This window comes from Streptomyces sp. NPDC048521 (genome assembly GCF_043199855.1).
Classification (GTDB): Bacteria; Actinomycetota; Actinomycetes; order Streptomycetales; family Streptomycetaceae; genus Streptomyces.
In genome coordinates this window covers 99,646-118,030 of record NZ_JBICWR010000001.1, presented here as the reverse complement: position 1 = coordinate 118,030, position 18,385 = coordinate 99,646, and the positions used below count along the sequence as shown (strand labels likewise).

15 protein-coding genes are annotated in these 18,385 nt (G+C 73.3%); 9 read left to right on the top strand and 6 right to left on the bottom strand.

The window, feature by feature from the left end; translation table 11 throughout:
- Positions 1 to 136 precede the first annotated feature (136 nt).
- The gene (locus ACGFRF_RS00555) at positions 137 to 1,273 is read right to left on the bottom strand and encodes an MFS transporter (protein ID WP_393735709.1); all 1,137 of its coding nucleotides are present in this window, start codon (positions 1,271 to 1,273) and stop codon (positions 137 to 139) included.
- 185 nt (positions 1,274 to 1,458) lie between these two features.
- Between ACGFRF_RS00555 and ACGFRF_RS00550 the strand changes: the two genes are divergently transcribed.
- The gene (locus ACGFRF_RS00550; RefSeq protein ID WP_393735707.1) at positions 1,459 to 2,040 is read left to right on the top strand and encodes a hypothetical protein; all 582 of its coding nucleotides are present in this window, start codon (positions 1,459 to 1,461) and stop codon (positions 2,038 to 2,040) included.
- Between the two features lie 151 nt (positions 2,041 to 2,191).
- Positions 2,192 to 2,863: a class F sortase gene (locus ACGFRF_RS00545; protein ID WP_393735705.1), complete on the top strand. Its 672-nt coding sequence runs from the start codon at positions 2,192 to 2,194 to the stop codon at positions 2,861 to 2,863.
- 186 nt (positions 2,864 to 3,049) lie between these two features.
- Here the strand turns inward: ACGFRF_RS00545 and ACGFRF_RS00540 are convergent, their stop codons facing one another.
- The 3 genes from ACGFRF_RS00540 to ACGFRF_RS00530 are packed head-to-tail and all read right to left on the bottom strand — an operon-like array spanning position 3,050 to position 6,587.
- A complete protein-coding gene (locus ACGFRF_RS00540; protein WP_393735703.1) occupies positions 3,050 to 3,637 on the bottom strand; it encodes a TetR/AcrR family transcriptional regulator in 588 nt (195 codons plus the stop codon).
- 59 nt (positions 3,638 to 3,696) lie between these two features.
- On the bottom strand, positions 3,697 to 5,406 hold the full coding sequence (locus tag ACGFRF_RS00535; RefSeq protein ID WP_393735701.1) for a substrate-binding domain-containing protein: 1,710 nt from the start codon (positions 5,404 to 5,406) through the stop codon (positions 3,697 to 3,699).
- Positions 5,406 to 6,587 (bottom strand): FAD-dependent monooxygenase, encoded by a 1,182-nt coding sequence (locus ACGFRF_RS00530; RefSeq protein WP_393735699.1) that lies wholly within the window; start codon positions 6,585 to 6,587, stop codon positions 5,406 to 5,408. The genes ACGFRF_RS00535 and ACGFRF_RS00530 overlap by 1 nt, the downstream gene beginning before the upstream one ends.
- A 930-nt stretch (positions 6,588 to 7,517) precedes the next feature.
- Between ACGFRF_RS00530 and ACGFRF_RS00525 the strand changes: the two genes are divergently transcribed.
- The gene (locus ACGFRF_RS00525) at positions 7,518 to 8,471 is read left to right on the top strand and encodes a LysR family transcriptional regulator (protein ID WP_393735697.1); all 954 of its coding nucleotides are present in this window, start codon (positions 7,518 to 7,520) and stop codon (positions 8,469 to 8,471) included.
- A gap of 149 nt (positions 8,472 to 8,620) precedes the next feature.
- The gene (locus ACGFRF_RS00520) at positions 8,621 to 10,576 is read left to right on the top strand and encodes a collagenase (RefSeq protein WP_393735695.1); all 1,956 of its coding nucleotides are present in this window, start codon (positions 8,621 to 8,623) and stop codon (positions 10,574 to 10,576) included.
- Between the two features lie 73 nt (positions 10,577 to 10,649).
- Here ACGFRF_RS00520 and ACGFRF_RS00515 read toward each other — a convergent pair whose 3' ends face one another.
- The gene (locus tag ACGFRF_RS00515; RefSeq protein ID WP_393735693.1) at positions 10,650 to 12,104 is read right to left on the bottom strand and encodes a glyceraldehyde-3-phosphate dehydrogenase; all 1,455 of its coding nucleotides are present in this window, start codon (positions 12,102 to 12,104) and stop codon (positions 10,650 to 10,652) included.
- 242 nt (positions 12,105 to 12,346) lie between these two features.
- Between ACGFRF_RS00515 and ACGFRF_RS00510 the strand changes: the two genes are divergently transcribed.
- From ACGFRF_RS00510 to ACGFRF_RS00495, 4 genes are all read left to right on the top strand, one after another.
- Entirely contained in the window at positions 12,347 to 13,555 is a 1,209-nt protein-coding gene (locus ACGFRF_RS00510) for a hypothetical protein (RefSeq protein WP_393735691.1), read from the top strand.
- Positions 13,556 to 13,641: 86 nt separating this feature from the next.
- On the top strand, positions 13,642 to 13,962 hold the full coding sequence (locus ACGFRF_RS00505) for a hypothetical protein (protein ID WP_393735689.1): 321 nt from the start codon (positions 13,642 to 13,644) through the stop codon (positions 13,960 to 13,962).
- A gap of 121 nt (positions 13,963 to 14,083) precedes the next feature.
- Complete coding sequence (locus ACGFRF_RS00500) at positions 14,084 to 14,926, top strand: PP2C family protein-serine/threonine phosphatase (RefSeq protein ID WP_393735687.1); 843 nt, start codon at positions 14,084 to 14,086, stop codon at positions 14,924 to 14,926.
- A 60-nt stretch (positions 14,927 to 14,986) separates the two neighbouring features.
- Positions 14,987 to 16,006: an MASE1 domain-containing protein gene (locus ACGFRF_RS00495; protein WP_393735685.1), complete on the top strand. Its 1,020-nt coding sequence runs from the start codon at positions 14,987 to 14,989 to the stop codon at positions 16,004 to 16,006.
- A gap of 453 nt (positions 16,007 to 16,459) precedes the next feature.
- Here the strand turns inward: ACGFRF_RS00495 and ACGFRF_RS00490 are convergent, their stop codons facing one another.
- Entirely contained in the window at positions 16,460 to 16,741 is a 282-nt protein-coding gene (locus ACGFRF_RS00490) for a hypothetical protein (protein ID WP_393735683.1), read from the bottom strand.
- A 131-nt stretch (positions 16,742 to 16,872) separates the two neighbouring features.
- Between ACGFRF_RS00490 and selA the strand changes: the two genes are divergently transcribed.
- Complete coding sequence (gene selA, locus ACGFRF_RS00485) at positions 16,873 to 18,384, top strand: L-seryl-tRNA(Sec) selenium transferase (RefSeq protein WP_393735681.1); 1,512 nt, start codon at positions 16,873 to 16,875, stop codon at positions 18,382 to 18,384.
- The last annotated feature ends 1 nt before the right edge of the window (position 18,385 follow it).

Genomic DNA, 18,385 nt, shown 5'->3' with positions numbered 1-18,385 from the left:
CCGGCCCCTTCTCGGCAGGGCGTCCGTGCGGCGCCGCCGGAAACCTGATGGATTGTCGGGTTCGGTGATGGTTGCCCGCACGGTCGTACACTCGATCCCCCCGGACGAGGTACGGCGGCTGCGCCGGACGGCAGGCTCAGACCACGGCCCCTGCCTGTTCCACGGCCGGCTCCGGTGCTCGCCGGGCGCCGCCCCGCCGCTGTGCCCGGCGCACCGCGGGCGGAGCGAGGAGCCCGGTCACGGCGAAGAGAGCGCCGACGACGTACCAGCCCGGCCGCCCCCACTCGACGCAGAGGGAGATCAGCAGCGCCGGACCGAACGCCTCGGCCAGCCCGGCACCCAGCCCGAACACCCCGAGGTACTGGCCCGTGGCGTGGTCCGGGGCGAGCGCGAACGACACCTCGAATCCGGCGGCCGCGTGCCACAACTCCCCGACGGCGTGCACCACCACGGCGACGACGAGCACCGCGGCCGCGACCCACCCGGGGACCCCCGCCGACAGCGGTACCAGCGCGCAGGCGGCGAGGAAGGCGAACCCCGCCCGTCGGTAGGCGCGTCCCCCGGCCGCGGGGGAGACGACCCCGCGCCCGGCGCGGACCTGAAGCATGATCACCATCACGGTGCCGGTCAGCATGGTGCCGGAGATCATCCAGTGCGGCGCCGACGTGGCGCCGACCAGCCACAGCGGGACGGCGACGGTGAGCACCTTGAACTGCACGGCCATCACGCCGACCAGGACGGTGAGCAGGAGGTAGGGGCGGTCGCGCAGGGCGATCCAGCGCGGGCCCCGGGGCGCGGGCGAGGGCGCCACCGGCGGCAACAGGGCGAGGGCCGCCGCGGAGGCCGCGCAGGACAGCGCCAGTCCGGCCACCAGCACCTGGTAGGCGGTGTGGGTGCCCACCTGTACGGCCCAGCCCGCCAGCAGGGCGCCGACCGAGACGCCGACGTTCGTCACCGCGCGGAGGTAGCCCCGGAACTCCTGCGGACGGGTGCCGCCGTAGTGCCGGACGAGCGGACCGCGCGCGGCCGCCCCCGCCCCCTTCGCACCCATCGCGGCCGACACCACGAGCACGAACGACCAGAAGCCGTGCGCCAGCGTGAACGCGGCCGTCGCCAGCGCCTGTGCCACCAGCGTGGCCGCGTAGACGCCCCGCGCCCCACGCCGGTCCGCCAGATGACCGACGGCGATGCCCAGGGCCAGCGCGGCGCACCCGGCGATGCCGAGCCCGAGGCCGACCTGACCGGCGGGATCTCGGAAGCCCGTCCGGTGCACGCGCCGATTCGCCCGGACGAGGGGTCGCGGGGCGGGCTCACTGGGTCAGACGGGTGGTGCGGTGCCCCGGCTGGGCGGCCCGGATGGTGGGAGCCAGGTCCCTCACTGACGGTGGTTCATGTCGAGGCCGGGTCTTTCCAGCTGATGAGGTATCCGCTGCCCGGCCACGTCGGAAGGACATCACTATGCGTTCTGCCCGCATGCTTCTGGCCACGGCGGCTGCCGGCGCTGCCCTCGCCATCGCCTCGCCGGGCGTCGCGCTCGCCTCCCACGGTGGCGACGACGGAGGCCGTGACGACTCCTCATACAGCCGGGACCACGACTCCGACAGCGACCACGACAAGGGCTCCGGCAAGGACCACGACAAGGGCTCCGGCAAGGACCACGACAAGGATTACGGCAAGGAGCACGACGACGACGGAGGGCGCGACGAGCCGCGCGGCGGAATGCACACGGGTGGCGGAGCGCTCGCCTCGGTGCTGGGCAGCGACGACTGGGGCTCGGGCTCGGGCTCGGGCTCCGGTCGCGACGACAGCCGGTTCGACCCCGACAGCTACAAGGACAAGGGGCAGGACGGCGGCCGCGGCAAGGACGAGTGGGGCGGAGGCGAGGACAAGGAGAAGGAGAAGCCGCACGGCGGCATGCACACCGGTGGCGGCGCGCTCGCCACTCCCGGTGTCACCGCGGGCGGACTGGCCGTGCTCGCCGTAGGCGCCACCGGCATGTACGCACTGCGCCGCAAGAAGGCGACGGCGCCCGCGTCCTGACGGGGCGGCACGCTTCAGGGGCTGCGGGCGCCGTCGGCGCGTCCACCGTGCCGGCGGCCCGCGCCCCCTGCGAGCCGCCCCGCACGCCGTTTCCGGCACCCTGCCCCTGCCCTGAAACCCGTGCTGCCGTGCCCGAGTGAGGTGATGCCCGATGGCAGCAGACCCGTCCTCCCCGACCCCCGCCGAACCGTCACCGGGCGAGCCCCATTCCGGCAACGGTGGGCGGCTGGCGCTGTGGGGCCTGGCGATCGCCGTTCTCGCCGTCAGCATGTTCGGCGGCCACCACGGGTCCGATGACGCGTCGGGCGTTTCCCCCACCCCGGCCGCGAGCGCCGCCGCTCAGGCCGACCCGCCCCAGGCCGACAAGGCGCTGCCCCGCTCCGCACCGACCCGCCTGCTCATTCCCAAGATCTCGGTGGACGCGCCGTTCACATCCCTGGCGCTGAGCGCCACCGGCCAGCTCGAACCGCCGCCGGCGGCCGACACCAACCTCGTCGGCTGGTACGCCGACGGCGCCTCGCCCGGTGAGCAGGGCACCTCGATCATCGCCGGCCACGTCGACACGACGACCTCCGCCGCCGTCTTCGCCGACCTGGACCAGCTCGAGCCCGGCGACAGGTTCTCCGTGGAGCGCGCCGACGGGCGGAAGGCGGAGTTCGTGGTCGACACTGCCGAGTCCTTCGCGAAGGACGACTTCCCCAGCAAGCGCGTGTACGCCGACGCCGCGCGCCCCGAGGTGCGGCTGATCACCTGCTCCGGGGACTACGACCACGCGGTGGGGGACTACACCGAGAACCTGGTCGTCTTCGCCCACCTGGTCTGATCCGCCCGGGACGGCAGTTACGCCCCGGACGACCCTGCGGGGTTCAGCGGCCCGGTACGGCTCATGCTGCCCGGTACGGCTCATGCGGCCAGGTTCGGCTCAGCTGGCCTGGTCCGCGGAGGGGCCGCCCGTGCGCGACCACCGTCGAACCGGACACCCCCGGGGTGGGGGCCCGTGTTTCGAGGATCAGGGGGAGTCGGTGGTCTCAGGGGTGGGCCAGTTGCGCAGCAGGGCGTCGAGGGCGTCCAGGATCCGCGTCCACGACTCCTGCGAGTCGGGGGCGCTGTGGCTGAACCCGCCGGCGGTCTCCAGGCTCACATAGCCGTGGAAGACACTGCCGAGGAGGCGCACCGCGTGGGTCTCGTCCGGCTCGGACAGGTCGTAGCCGCGCAGGATCGCCCGGGTCATCTGCGCGTGCCGGCCGCCCGCGCTCGCGGCCGCCGCCTCGGGGTCCAGCGGGTGGCGGGCCGCCGCGTAGCGGCCGGGGTGCTCGCGGGCGTAGCCGCGGTAGACGTTCGCGAAGGCGCGCAGGGCGTCCTTGCCGGCCCGTCCGGCGAGTGCGTCGGCGGCGCGGTCGGCCAGTTCCTCCAGGGCGAGCAGCGCGATCCGCGTCTTCAGGTCCTGGGAGTTCTTCAGGTGCGAGTACAGGCTCGCCACCTTGACGTCGAACCGCCGCGCCAGCGCCGAGACCGTCACCTGGTCGAAGCCGACCTCGTCGGCCAGCTCGGCACCCGCCCGGACCAGGCGCTCGGTGGTCAGGCCTGCGCGGACCATGAGTGTCCCCCTGTCTGACATGACGGATTACGGAGTCCGCCTAAAGGCTTTAGGCAATGCTAGCCGGGCGTCGGCTGTCGTTGCGATGCGACCAGCAGGCCGCCCGCCCGCTCGGCCACCAGGTCGTGGCCCACGTCCACTGTGCACAGCGAGGGCACCAGGAACGCGCTCTCGTCGACGTTGTCGAAACCGATCACCTTGATTTGTTCCGGCACCCGCACCCCCACGTCGTCAGTCCTTCGGCATCGCCGGCGCCTTGGCACACAGGTACGGACGCGCGAGCAGCAGGCCGGTGGCGGTCGTGACGATGCCCAGGTAGACCGGCGCGAGATGGAGGAAGTCCGTGTAGTGGATGGCGCCGTGCACCACGACGGCCGGCAGGAGCCGGCGGCCGCCGCCGCGGCCAGGGTCCAGAACACCCAGCTCTCGCCCCGCCGCCAGCCCCACGCGCTGAGCAGGACGATCGCCACCGCGGCGGCCATCAGGGCGCCGCCGAACCCGGCACGGTCGTGGGCGACGAAGGGCACGAGACGGGGGTTCACGGCTTGCAGCGTCCGCGTGCCGGTGTCCAGGAAGGCCAGATCGGTCGGTACGAAGACACCGGTCAGACCGACCACCGAGATCACCGCTCCGCCGACGAACAGACCCACTCCCGTGACGATCAGCAGCAGCTGGCCGGTCAGCGCCCGTCGGCGCTCCGGCTCCGGCCCCTCGGGCGCCAGGCGCCACCGCGGTGCCTGCGGGGTCCGGCGGACCGCGGCCACGAACATCGGGAACAGCACGAGGGCGGTGGCCGTGTGCAAGGGTTCCACGAAGCCGGTGGCAAGGAAGTAGAACAAGGTGGGGAAGCCGATCGCCCCCGAGAGCAGATACACCTCGCGGGCCCAGGGCCAGCCGCGTCTGATCCCGCCCACGGCGAGGCCGGTGTAGAGGGCGCCGATCGCCACCATCGTGCCGGCCATGGTGATCCGGTCGTGCTGGAGGAAGTGCACGAGACGGTGGTTGGCGGCATGCAGTTGTTGGAGCATCATGCCGAGGTAGTCGTGGTCGTACCAGAGCAGCACGGGCCCCAGCGTGATCGCCGCGGCGCCGAGTCCGGCACCCGTCATACCGAGCCCGACGAGCAGCGCCCACCACCAGGCGGGCCAGCGGCGGGGATCACGGCCGACGTCCCGCAGCACCGGAGCCTGCGCGGTGGGCGTGGCTGCCTCGGTGACCCGCGCGAACCAGCCGGGTCCGGCCTCGACGAGCACCCCGGGCCGGGCGAGCACGACGGCACCCGGCTCCTCGAGCGCGGTGGCGGCGGCCGTCACCGACGGGTCGGACACACGGACCACCAGCGGCTCGTCGCCGCTGGTGAAACCGTCGACATGGGACTTGAGGGCAGCCTCGGCCTCCGGGTCACCGGCGCGGACGACCAGCGGGATCGAGCGGCCGGCAGCGGCCTCGCGTACCGTCTCCGCGTCGGCCGCCGAGACGGGCGCCACCTCGACGAAACCCGCCCCGAGCGGCGGCATGGCGCGTACCGCCTCGCGGGCGAGCGAGGGCGGGACGGATATACCGAGGCGGACCCTCACGGGCACGCCGGCTACCTCCCCGGCGAGCCGTCGTGGCGGGTGACGGTGGCCGAAGCCCCGGGCGATCAGCCGCGCCCCGGCGGGGCGGGAGCCGATCCACGCCAGCAGCCCCAGGGCGGTGCGCTGGGAACGGCGCCGGCCGAGGACGGCGGCGGCCGCGCCGCGCAGCGGGTGATACGTCCAGTCCGGCATCAGTGGCCCCCGTTGCGCGGCGCGGTCACCCGGTCACCGGGCGGGGTCCAGCCGAGCACCGGCGTCATGGAACGCAGCGCCACCCGCGCCGGCGTCAGCCGGGCGGCCGTGTCACGCAGCAGCACGGCAGGCGGCCAGGACAGCTGGCCGACCGCGCCCAGCCGGGCGGAGCGGCGCGTGACGGCCTGGGTCCGCGGGCGGCGCAGCAGGTCGTACGAGCGGAGCGCGGCGCCCACGCCCGGGGTGCCGTCGAGGCAGTGGGCGAGGGTGACCGCGTCCTCCAGCGCCTGGCACGCGCCCTGGCCGAGATTGGGGGTCATGGCATGGGCCGCGTCGCCCAGCAGCGCGACCCGGCCGCGGACGAAGGAGGGCAGCGGCGGCAGATCGTACAGGTCGTGCCGGAGCACCGCGTCCGCGGGGACGGAGGCCAGCAGGGCGGGGACGGGATCCGGCCAGGACCCGAACCGGCGCAGCAGTTCGGCGTACTCGGACGCGCCGGAGGCCGTCCCGGCCGGCAGCGACGCGGTCGCGAAGCAGTACATCCGCCCGCCCGGCAGCGCCGTGTAGCCGAACCTCGCCCCGCGGCCCCAGATCGCCCCGCCCTCGGAAGGGGGCTCGGCCAGCGGCTCGGTGACCGTGCGCCAGGCGGTGTACCCGGCGTACCGGGGGCCGGCCGCGTCGGGCCACAGCGCGCGGCGGACGGCACTGCGCAGCCCGTCGGCGCCGATCACGAGGTCGGGCCGGGACGCGCCGCCCAGGTGATCGACGGTCAGGTGCCGGCCGTCGTCGCGGACGGCGGACACCTCGCTGCCCGAGCGCAGGCTGTCGGCGGGCAGCGCCTCGGTGAGCGCCCGCAACAGGTCCGCGCGGTGCAGGACCACCAGGGGATGGCCGAAGCGGTGCGTCAGCTCCGCGTTGTCCGTACGGGAGAGCCAGCGGCCCCGGCGGTCGCGTACGCCGCCCGCGGCCTCGACGGCGCCGAGTGCCCGGACGGCGCCGGCCAGGCCGAGCACCTCCAGTGCGCGCAGCGCGTTCGGCCACAGGGAGATCCCGGCGCCGACCTCGGTGAACTCCGGGGCCCGTTCCAGTACCTCGACGCGCCAGCCCCGGCGGTGCAGGGCGATGGCCGCAGCGAGGCCGCCGATACCGCCGCCGACGATGGTCGCGGCACGTTGCGGCATGGGTCCTCGCTCTGGTTCCGGGGGCGCCGCCCCCGGTCAGGCGGCCGTCGATCCGGTGCCCGAACGGCGTGCGACGCGGCGCGGATCCGGCAGGGCAGCGCCTCATAGCAACATGCCGGCAGGTGCCTGTCAACGTACTCAAGGACGGACCGGCCGGCCTGGGCGTTCCGCAGGAGGCAGCACCGAGCCCACCGGCCGCGACACGGCCTGGGCGACCCGGGGCGGGGCCACATCGGGGCGCGCACGATCGGGCCAGGCGGGCGATGTCGCGGTCGTGGCACGCGCCTGCGGACCCGGACTCCAGCGGGGCCGACCCGCCGCGACGCGGATTCCCGCCGGTGCGGCGCCGCCGGACACGCGAGGTGCCCGCGCGTCGCCCTTCGGCCGCGGGCTCCTCCGTGGCGGGGAGCGGGCAGCCACGTCCGGTGACCCATCACGGTGTTCCACTCCCGGCCAGGGCCGGATCACCGTGCGGGTGATCGACGATCCGGCCGGACCGCCTTCGCGATCGACGATCCCGGCGGACCGTCTTCGCGTCCTTCTCCGCATGGTCCGTCCGGCAGGGCGGGCTCCGCCGGGTCCCCACTTTTCTCGGCCGCCACTGAGGACGAAGGCCGCGCCTCGCCGGACCACGGCAGCGGAGGGCGGCCGGCTCGCCGGGCGGTCGCTGAGGGGCGGTCGGGTCCGCCGGGGTGTCGCCGCTGAGCGCGGCGGTCGGGCTCGTCGGGACGTGACGGGGCACTGGCGTACCGGTGCCCGACCGATCGTGGGCGGGTGCGGGCGGCGGGTCCCTGGCTTGTGCGGGCGAGGGCACAATGGAACGCTTCGGTCCGCCGGTCGCGACCACGGCCGGGGTGGCTGTGAGCACCGGTTTCCCGAGGGACGCGCGCTCGTGGGGGACCGGTTGTGGGACGAACGGGGAGTGGACGGATGGAGCTGGAGCTTCGGCACCTGCGGGTGCTGTGCGCGATCGCCGACGCGGGCAGCGTGGGCCGCGCCGCCGCACAGCTCGGGTATTCGCAGCCGGCCGTCAGCACCCAGCTGCGGCGCATCGAGCGCCACCTGGGCGAGCCGCTCTTCGAACGCGGCACGAGCGGGGTGCGCCCGACCCGCTACGGCGCCGAGGTGGTCGCCCAGGCCCGCGACGTCCTGGCCCGGGCCGACGCCATCGGTCACCGCCCGGCGGCCGAGCGACCCCGCCGTACCCTGCGCGTGGCCGCGACCAACTCGCCCATGCTCTCCGGCACGGTCTCCCGGGTCCGCACGCGGTTGCCGGAACTGTCCCTCGCGGTCAACAGCGTCTACGCCTCCTCGCGGATCGTGGAACTGCTGGAGGAGGGCGCGGCGGACATCGCCATCGCAGCCGACTATCCGGGCATGGAGCTGCGCCACTCGAGCGCCGTGCGGCACCGCGGCATCGTCACCGAGCCGACGTTCGTCGCCCTGCCCTCCGGGCACCGGCTCCGGCAGTGCGCCCAGGTCCAGCTCGCCGATCTCGCCGACGACGAGTGGTTCGTGACCCCTGACGACGGCGCGGGCTGGCCCGGGGTGTTCTACGACGCCTGCACGACGGCCGGGTTCGCCCCGGTCACCGTGCACGAGTTCCTCGGCGACCAGACACAGCTGCAGAGCATGATCGCCGACGGTCTGGGCGTGTCGCTCGTGCAGCCGACGCTGCGGCCGATCCCGCACGTCGTCGTGAAGCCCCTGTCCGGCTCCCCGCTGTGGTGCCGTTATGTGCTGGCCTGGCGGCCCGAGACCGTCACCGACGACGTGGTCGAGACGGTGCTCCAGTCCGCCACGGCCGCGTACCGCGACCTCGTCGCCCAGGCTCCGCACCTGCGGACCTGGGCCTCGCGGACCTGGAACGGCACCGGGGCGTAGGACCACGGCACACACGCACCGCGATGTTATGAGCGGTGTGTGTCATGTGCTATGTCACACACCATTGTTGGAGCGGTGGGCGCACTGGGACAGTGCCTCACACGCCTCGACACCCCACCGAGGCGCATCCCTTCGTGGAGGAACCCCAGATGCGCTATCGCTTCGCGCTGTCCGGGCGCGGGTCCGGCCGGACGGCCAGACGCATGGCCGGCGCCACCGCCGTCTGCCTGACCATGGCCGGCCTGCTGTCCGCACCGGCGTCGGCGGCACCACAGCCGCACACCGGCGCGGCGGCGGCCGCACCCCGGAAGACCGTTCCGCCGCCGTCGCCCACCGGTGCGACCACCACGGCCACCGAGCGCCCCACGAGCCCGTCCCAGCGACTCAGCCCCGCCCGACTTGCCCCGCAGCCAGACACGCTGACGCCCCGTCATAGGGGCGAATCCGACGCCAGGGCGTCCTCCTGCGCCCCCGCCGACTTCGGCAGCCGTACCGGATCCGCCCTCGTCTCCTTCGTGAAGGCCTCGTCCACGGACTGCGTCAACACCCTCTTCCCGGTCACCGGCAAGGACGCGCACGACGTCTTCCGCGAGACCCAGATGCTGACCGTGGCGAAGGCGTTCAAGAGCACGGCCGACCGGTACCGCGGCGACAACTCCGGCAGCCTGGAGCAGTTGGTCCTGTTCCTGCGCGCGGGCTACTACGCGCAGTTCAACCACTCCGGTGACGTGGGTGCGTACACCTCCCGGCTCACCACCGCCGTCACCGCCGGTCTCGACACCTTCTTCGGCCGCCCCCACTCGCGTGACGTCAGCGCGGCCAACGGCGACATCCTCGGCGAGACGGTCGTCCTGACCGACAGCGCCGACCAGCAGGGCCGCTACCTGTACGTCTACCGGCGGCTGCTGAGTGACTACGACAGCTCCTACGACTCGGTCGACAGCATGATCCGGGCCGTCAACGACGTCTACACGCCTCTCTGGCGCGGCAACTGGAACCCGGAGTACGTGAAGGCGGTCGAGGCCGACCCGCGCGTCATCGACACCCTCTACGACTTCGCGCTGGCCAACACGGACCTTCTCGGCACGAGTCTGGCCTTCCTGGACTCCAACGCCGGGATGAACGTGGCCCGTTACGTCGAGCATCCCCAACTGCGGGAAACCGTACGTCCGTTGACGAAAGACCTGCTGGACGGGACGGAGATCGTCGGGCCGACGGCCGGGCTCTGGGTTGCCGTGGCCACGCAGGCGCACTCCTACGACACCGCCGACTGCGCGTACTACGACGTCTGCGACCTGCCGGACAAGCTCACCAGGGCCGTCCTGCCCACGATCCACCGCTGCGACGCGAACGTCACCATCCGCGCCCAGGCCCTGACCGCGGCCGACTTCGACGCAGCCTGTGCGAGCGTGCTGCGCCAGGACGCCTACGTCCGTTCCCTGGTGAGGGCCGACGGCCCGATACCCGGCCAGTACGTCTCGACCATCCAGCTCGTGGTCTTCGCCGACCGCGCCGACTACCAGACCTACGCGGGCGCCATCTACGGCATCAGCACCGACAACGGCGGCATGACCCTCGAGGGCGACCCGTCGGACCCGGCCGACCAGGCCACCTCGATCATGTACCAGAAGGACCACGACGACGGCTATGTGGCCCGGATCTGGAACCTCGACCACGAGTACACGCATTTCCTGGACGCCCGCGACGACATGCAGGGCGACTTCGGCCGGCAGATCTCCGTGCCGGACGTGTGGTGGATCGAGGGCCTCGCCGAGTACGTCTCCTACAGCTATCGGGGCCTCGCCGACGACCAGGCGGTCCAGGAGGCCGGGAAGCACACGTACCGGCTCAGCACCCTGTTCGAGAACACCTACGACAACAGCGACGTGACCCGCACCTACGCGTGGGGCTACCTCGCCGTGCGCTACATGGTCGAGAAGCACCCCGACGACATCCAGCGCGTGCTCGCCCGCTTCCGCGTCGGTGACTACGCCGGTGGATACGCCGTTTACCACGACGGCATCGGCACCCGCTACGACGCCGACTTCGACCAGTGGCTCACGGCGTGTGCCGCGGGCGCGTGCGCCGGGCCGGTCTCGGCCTGACCCCACGCGACCCGGCGGTACGGCCGCCGACCGGAACCCCGGTCGGCGGCCGCATGCACGCGGTGGGTCTCCGTCAGACGGCCGTCACCGGGTACGTCGGGTACTCCACGCCCGAGACGTGCTGGACGACCCGGACGACCTGGCAGGAGTAGCCGAACTCGTTGTCGTACCAGAGGTAGAGGATCGCGTTGTCCCCGTCGACCTTCAGGGCGCCGGCGTCCACGATCGAGGCGTGGCGCGAGCCGATGAAGTCGCTGGAGACCGCGTCGGGCGCCGTGATGAAGTCGATCTGGCGCTTGAGCGGCGAGGTGAGTGACACCTCGCGCAGGTAGTCGTGGACCTCCTCGCGGGTGGCCTCGCGGGCCAGCTGGAGGTTGAGGATCGCGATCGAGACGTCCGGCACCGGGACGCGGATCGAGCTGCCGCTGATCTTCGCCTTGAGGTCGGGCAGGGCCTTGGCGACGGCGGAGGCGGCACCGGTCTCGGTGATCACCATGTTGAGCGGCGCGGAGCGGCCACGGCGCTCGGACTTGTGGTAGTTGTCCAGCAGGTTCTGGTCGTTGGTGAACGAGTGAACGGTCTCCACGTGGCCGCGCAGCACGCCGTACTCGTCGTCCATCGCCTTCAGCGGCGGGACGATGGCGTTGGTCGTGCAGGAGGCGCAGGACAGGATCTGCTCGTCCGGCTTGATGGTGTCGTGGTTGACGCCGTGCACGATGTTCGGGACGTCGCCCTTGCCCGGCGCGGTCAGCACGACCTTGTCGATGCCGGGGCGCAGGTGCTTCGACAGGCCCTCGCGGTCGCGCCACTTGCCGGTGTTGTCGATGAGGATGGCGTCGCGGATGCCGTACTCGGTGTAGTCCACGGACGACGGGTCGTCGGCGTAGATCACCTTGATCTCGTTGCCGTTGGCGACGATCGTGCTGCGGCCCTCGTCCACGGTGATCGTGCCCTGGAACTGGCCGTGGATGGAGTCGCGGCGCAGCAGCGAGGCGCGCTTGACGAGATCCTCGGCGGCCCGGCCGCCGCCACCGCGGACGACGATGGCGCGCAGCCGGAGGCCGTTGCCGGAGCCGGCCTTCTCGATCAGCAGGCGGGCGACGAGCCTGCCGATGCGGCCGAAGCCGTACAGGACGACGTCGCGCGGCTCACGGCGCTCGATCTTGTTGGCGCCCGTGGCACCGGCGACGGCCTCGGCGGTGAACTCCGCCACGCTCAGGCCGCGGTCGTCGGCCTGGTGCAGGGTGGCCAGCATGCCCAGGTCGATCTGGGAGGGCCCGAGGTCGAGGGTGGTCAGGGCCTTCAGGTACGGCATGGTCTCGGTGACCGACAGCTCCGCACCCGCGATCTGCCGGGCGAAGCGGTGCGTCTTCAGGATGCTGACCACCGACTTGTTCACCAAGGAGCGGCTGTGCAGCAGGACGGTCACGTCCCGCTCGCGGTGCAGCTTCCCGATGAGCGGGATCATCGACTCCGCGATCTCCTCGCGGATCTTCCAGTTGGTGAACGAGTCGTCGTTGACAGTCACAGATCTATCTTTCGAGCTAGGCAGCGCTCATATGGTAATCACACCCTACTTCGATCATCCGGGCGGTCTGTCGGGGGGGTGCCGGACCGAGGACCGGACACGGACCGGACCAACGGCCGGAGCGAGGGCCGGAGCGAGGATGTGCCCTGGTCTCCGGGCCCGTTCCTGAATCAGGGTGGAAGTGGGTGAGAAACCCGGGTCGCGGATTGCATGTCCCGACAGGCCTGCCCAAGGTCAAGATCGTGAGCACCTCTTCCGTCCCCCGGCCCGAGCCGACCGCCCCGTCCGGTTCCCTCCGCCGCCCGGCCCTGCCACGGATCGTCCGGCGCGGGATCTGCGAGGGCGCGCTCCCGGCCCTCGCCCTGTTCGCGGCCGTCCGGGTCGCCGGGATCCTCGTGGTGATCCTCACGAACGACCTCAGGGGACACCCGCTCGTCAGGAACCTGGCGCACTCCTGGGACTCCCGCTGGTACCTGCACATCGCCACCCAGGGCTACGGCCACCTGATCTGGATCACCCCGAAGGGCGCGATCCAGACCGACTGGGCGTTCTTCCCGCTGTATCCGGCGCTCATCAGGGCGCTCACCGCCGTCGCGCCGCTCACCCCGGGGCAGGCCGCGGTGCTCATCGCCTGGGCCGCGGCGGGCGCGGCCGCGTACGGCGTCTACGTCATCGGCCACCATCTGTACGGGCGGGGCGTCGCCACCGCACTGGTCGCCCTGTGGGCCGTACTGCCGCATGCCGTCGAACTGACCATCGCCTACACCGAGTCGCTGTTCGCCGCGCTCGCCGCCTGGTCGCTGTACTGCGTGCTCAAGGGCCGCTGGTTGTGGGCGGGTTCGCTGGCCGCGGCGGCCGGACTGGCCCGGCCGAGCGGATTCGCGGTGGCGGTCGCCGTCGGCCTCGCGGCCGCGTACGAGGCGCTGCGGCAGCGAGGCCGGGTCCCGGTGAGCCTGTGGGCCGGGGCCGTACTGGCGCCGCTGGGCTGGCTCGGCTATGTGCTGTGGGTGGGCACTCGGACGGGCGACCTGCTCGGCGGGTACCTCACGGTGCAGAGCGCCTGGGACTCCCGCTTCGACTTCGGGGCGGGCTCACTGCGCTTCCTGAGGGCGCTGCTCCTGCACGGTGGCGGCTTCGTCTACCCGGCGGCTCTGGTGATCATCGCGGCGTGCGTCCTGCTGTTCGCGCTGCTGTGCCTGGACCGCGCCCCGCTGGCCCTGGTGGTCTACACGGGGGTCCTGATCGTGCTCGTGGTCGGCGGCTCGGGTTCCTTCTCCTCCAAGCCGCGTTTCCTCCTGCCGGCCTTCCCCCTGCTCATCCCGATGGCCCGTGCGCTCGCCCGCACCTGGCGGCTGCGACCGGCCAAGGCGGTCCTCGTCCACGGCGCCCTCACCGTGGTGTCCCTGCTGTTCGGCGCCTATGTGCTGGCGGTGGCCCACTCCCCGTTGTGAGCCGCCGCGCGGTGCTCACCGATGTCCGAGCCGCTGTGCGAACGCCGTGAATCGGGGTAGGCGAGGGGCCCGAGGAAAGGATCGTCATGACGACCTACGTGATCAGCGTCCCCGGCACCTTCACCACGGGAGTCGCGGCGGACACCCGAACCAGGCTGGCTCGCGCGCTCCGGCCCGCCGATCCGCACGGCACGCGGATGGGCAGCGCCGAGGACCTGGACGTGCTCAGCGTCAACGAGGACAACACCTTCACCCTCCGCCTGACCGTCGAGGCGGACACCGGCCCGCATGCCGAGGAGGAGGCCCGCCGCCTCGCGGGCTCCGCTCTCAGGGACGCGGGACTCGACGAGGGAAGCGCACCCCTGGGGCCGGCCGTCATCACCGGTATCGACTCCGAAGTCCGCTGACCGGGACCGCATCGCGGCCACCCGATGGGGCGAGATCATCCTATATGGGTAAAATCTAGGCATTTGCCGATTGTCCAGGCGGCCGGTCCACCGCGGACCACCGCCCCGCCGGAAGTGATCGATGCCCCGCAAGCGCTCCCCGGACGAAGGCGACGAGCTGCTGGCCAGACTCAGTTCGCTCACCGCCCAGGCGCGCCAGCGCGCGGAGCTGCAACGGAGCCAGGTCGAGCTGGCCCTCGCCCTGCAGCGGGGCATGCTGCCCCGGGACCTGCCCGCAGCACCCGGTCTGCATCTGGCGGTGCGGTACACGCCGGCCAACCTCGGCCTCAACGTGGGCGGCGACTGGTACGACGCCTTCCCCCTGCCCGACGGCCGGGTCGGGCTGTCCATAGGTGACGTCCAGGGACACAACATCGAGGCCGCCGCCTTCATGGGACAGGTCCGGGCCGGCCTGCGCGCCCTGGCCTCCGTCACCGGCCACCCCGGCGAACTCCTCGCCCGCACCAACGACCTGCTGCTCTCCCTGGGCAGCGACCTGTTCGCCACCTGCACCTTCATGCGGCTCGACCCGGCCACCGGAGTACTGGAGAGCGCACGGGCCGGCCACATCCCCTTCGTATGGGCCACGGCGGACGGAAAGTCCGGCGTCGTCGACGACGAGGGAGGACCGCCGCTCGGCATCCAGAAGGGGACGGAGTACCCGGTGACCCGGCACCGGCTGACCACCGGCGGGGTCTTCGTCCTGGTCACGGACGGCGTGGTGGAGGGGCCGTCGCTGACCATCGAGGACGGGCTCGACCAGGTCGTGCGTCTGGCGGGCATCGCCGCGGTCGCCGGTCTGGAGGCCCGTGCCCTGGCCGCCGCCGTTATCAAGGGGGCCGAGAGCGTCGGACACGAGGACGACGCCGCCGTCCTCGTCGTGGGCCTCGACGGACTCCACGGCCGGCCCGGCATTCAGCCATAGGGCCGGACATCCACCTCCCTCGCCTCGCCGACCCGGGGCCATCGGTGTGAGATTGCTGCTGTGGTGGGTTACGAGGATCTGCGCCGGCCGGGCGGCTACATCGTCCAGGTGCTGGCCGTCGCGGCCTGCTACTACGCGGCGAGCCGGCTGGGCCTGCTGCGGGGGCTGTCCGTCGAGGGCGCCGTCGTCACCCCCATCTGGCCGCCGACCGGGGTCGCCGTCGCCGCCCTGCTCATCTTCGGCCTGCGCTGCTGGCCCGGCATCACACTCGGCGCCTTCTTCGCGGTGCTGTCGGTCACCACCCCCCGCCTCGACGTGCTCGCCGTCCTCGTGGGCAACACCGCCGCACCCGTGTGCGCGGCGCTCCTGCTGCGCCGGGCCCGCTTCCGCAACGACCTCAGCCGATTGCGGGACGGCCTCGCCCTGGTGTTCCTGGGCGCCCTGGCCACCATGCTGATCAGCGCCACCGTCGGCGTCGGCCTGCTGTTCGTCACGGACCGGCTGGCCACGCACAGCTTCTGGCCCGTCTGGCTGGCCTGGTGGGTCGGGGACGCGATGGGCGTCCTGATCGTCACCCCGCTGCTGCTGTTGCTGCGGCGTGCCCGCCGGCCGCCACCGCTGGGCCGCTGGAAGGAGGCGACCGCGCTGGCCGTCGTCACCTGCGCTCTGGTACCGCTGGCCGTCCACAGCTCGATCAGCATGCTCTTCCTCGTCTATCCGCTCATCATCTGGGCCGCCCTGCGCTTCCAGCTCGTCGGCAGCGTCCTGTGCGCGCTGTTCACCTCCGTGGTGGCCACCGTCGCCGCGACCGACGGCGTCGGGGCCTTCGCCGGGCTGAGCCGGATCGAGGTCATGGTGAAACTGCAGGCCTTCAACGGCGCCATGGCCCTGACCGCGCTGCTGCTGTCCGCCGTGATCACCGAGCAGCGCACCACCCGGCGCTCGGTGGAGAAGGCCTGCCAGGAGCTGGTCGAGGTGCTGGAACACCTCACCGCGGGCGACGCCCCACCACCCCGGCCGCAGCCGCACACGGTCACCGACGCCACGGACGACCGGCCACGGCCCGGCGGGACGCTGTAAGACCTCCGAAGCGCCCCAGCCGCCCGGAGGGCCGACAGGGTGATCACTACGCGGCGGCGGTGACCGCAGGGCGGGGCGGCGGTACGGCAGTCAGAGGGGCGGCAAGGCGGCGGTACGGCAGGGCGGCGGTACGGCAGGGCGGCGGTACAGACGGCCGGGGACGGCTGGCGTCCGCCGTTCCCCGGCCGGACAGACCGCCCGGGCAGGGCTGTCTCGGCCGCTCACCGACCGGCTCGGGTCTGGGAGCGATCGGCGGCCGGCACGCCGCACGGTCACTGGTCGGTGTCCGGCCGGCAAGCTCTCCGGTCATCGGCCGGCCCCGTTCACCGGCCCTCGTCGTCACCGTCCGGCTCGGGGCTGTGCTCGGCGGGACTGATCGGCGGCCGTGAGCGCAGGGTCGGCACGCCGCACGGTCACTGGTCACTGGTCGGTGTTCGGCCGGCAGGCGTACGGTCACCGGCCCCCGTCGTCACCGTCCGGCTCGGCCGCTCCCGTACCCGACGCGGTGTCCCGGCCGGAGCGGACGGGCGGATGGGCGGAGCCGGTCGTGCCGAAGCCCCCGGGGATGCCCGGCGGCGTGTCCGCGACAGCCGCGGCCTCGCTGACGCGGCGCCGGACCTCCGCCCGGCGCTCCGGGTACGGGTACGCGAACGGCTGGGCCGGCGCCGGCTCGGCGTCTGTGGCCTCCTCGTGCCGTCGGCTGTGGTCGTGGTCGTGCCGGTCGCGGTCACTCATGCGGCGACGGGTACCCGGACGAAAGTCGGCGCCAACGTCCCTCCCGGCGTGTCGAGCGGCGGGCCCGGGGCACTGGGAGACGATGGGCGCAGCCTGTACGGGCAAGGGCCGGACCGGAGGGACAGGGCGGCATGGAGCAGCGGGTGACACCGCGGGCGGCGGCGGAGAGGACCGGGGCGGCCGGACCGCCGGCGCCCGTCGGCCAGGGCGCCGAGCCGGCCCGAGCGGCACGCCCCGCCCCTGCTGAAGGCCCCGCCTCCGGTGGCCCGGGACGCCCCCGAGGCGCCGGGAGCGTACGGCCCGCGGGCGACGGCGACGACGTACGCCGTCGTGTCCCGCGTACCGATCTGCTCCTGCGCGACCCCCGTCTCTCCGGGGCCGTCGACCGGCTCGGCGCGCGGGTCGTGAAGGCCGCCGTCCGGCAGGCGCAGCAGCAGGCCCGGGAAGGAAGCATCGCGCCGGAACAGGTACCCGAGACGGCCCTCGCCCTGCTGCCCGGCACCGCCGGCGGCCTGCGCCCGGTCATCAACGCCACCGGGGTGCTGCTGCACACCAACCTCGGCCGGGCCCCGCTGTCGGCCGCCGCCCGGCAGGCCGTCCAGGAGGCCGCCGGACCCACGGACGTCGAACTCGACCTGTCCACCGGTGTCCGGGCCCGCCGGGGACGCTCCGCCCTCGCCGCCCTGCACGAGCGGGTGCCGTCCGCCGGTGCCGTGCACGTCGTCAACAACGGCGCCGCCGCGCTGGTGCTCGCCGCCACCGCGCTCGCCGCAGGCAAGGAGATCGTCGTCAGCCGGGGCGAGATGGTGGAGATCGGCGACGGCTTCCGACTGCCCGACCTGCTCGGCTCCACCGGCGCGCGGCTCCGTGAGGTCGGCACGACCAACCGCACGACCGCCGCCGACTACGCCGACGTGATCGGCCCGGACACCGGTTTCGTGCTGAAGGTGCACCCGTCCAACTTCCGCATCACCGGTTTCACACGGGCGGCCGAGGTCCCCGACCTCGCCGGCCTCGGTGTCCCGGTCGTCGTCGACATCGGCTCCGGACTGCTCGCGCCGCACCCCGCCCTGCCCGAGGAACCCGACGCCGGCAGCCAGCTCCGCGCGGGCGCCGCGCTCGTCACCGCGAGCGGCGACAAACTGCTCGGCGGACCCCAGTGCGGACTCCTGCTCGGCGACCAGGACCTGGTCCGCACCCTTGCCCGGCACCCGCTGGCCCGCGCCCTGCGCGTCGACAAGCTGACCCTGGCCGCACTCGAGGCCACGCTCACCGGCCCGCCCACCCCGACCGCCCTCGCCCTGACCGCCGACCCGGCCCGCCTGATGACCCGCGCCGACCGGCTCGCCGCCGCCCTCGCCGCCGACGGCATCGACGTACGGGCCGTGGAGTGCGCCGCCACCGTCGGCGGCGGAGGCGCCCCCGGGGTCGTTCTGCCCAGCGCGGCGCTGTCGCTGCCCGAGCCGTACGCCGCCGCGCTCCGCACCGGCAGCGTCCCGGTCGTCGGACGCCTGGAGGCGGGCCGCTGTCTCCTGGACCTGCGGGCGGTGCCGGCGGAGGACGACGAGCACCTCGCGCGGGCCGTCCGCACAGCGGCGCCGGGAACCGGCGGGCGGCCGGCACCGACCGCTGCGGAGAGGTAGG